We start from the raw sequence: 495 nt of genomic DNA, 5'->3' as shown, positions 1-495 counted from the left end.
GAGAAATAATTTCTACAGACAAAGCTGTTAATAGTACAGCAGAAAATAATTTAATTTTTTTCATAAATACCCTCCTTTTTTATATTTTATCACATTTATTCGAAAAATAAAACGGTTTCAAAAAAATTATTTTTATACAGTTCCCCCGTTGTAAAATGAGGTGCAACAAAAAAAGACATGTTTATCTGATATACTAAAGTCGCTAAAATAAAGGATAAAGGAAAGATAAACATGTCCACTAACCATTCTACCACAAAACAGTCCTATCACCACCTTTCAGAAGCCGAACGTGGTAAAATTGAAGCTTATTTGTCTGAAGGTTTGAAACCTGCTGAAATTGCGAGACGTTTAGGAAGAAGTCGTTCTACGATTTCTCTTGAAATCAAACGCGGGACTGTTAAACAAGTCAAACAGGTCAATGGAAGGAAAGTTTACTTCAAACAGTATTTCGCAGAAACAGCTCAAGTTCGGTACTCTGAAGGCAGAAAAGGGAGT

Annotated in this window: 1 protein-coding gene; it reads left to right on the top strand. The window is 33.9% G+C overall.

Translation table 11 applies throughout. The features are described 5' to 3' along the window. Positions 1–225 precede the first annotated feature (225 nt). A partial coding sequence (locus tag AKK44_RS08525; RefSeq protein ID WP_152911100.1) for a helix-turn-helix domain-containing protein occupies positions 226–495 on the top strand: 270 nt, incomplete at its 3' end.

Origin of the sequence: Streptococcus phocae, assembly GCF_001302265.1 — a bacterium.
GTDB lineage: Bacteria > Bacillota > Bacilli > Lactobacillales > Streptococcaceae > Streptococcus > Streptococcus phocae.
The sequence above is the reverse complement of the archived record's forward strand: the minus strand, read 5'-3'. Positions and strand labels throughout refer to the sequence as shown.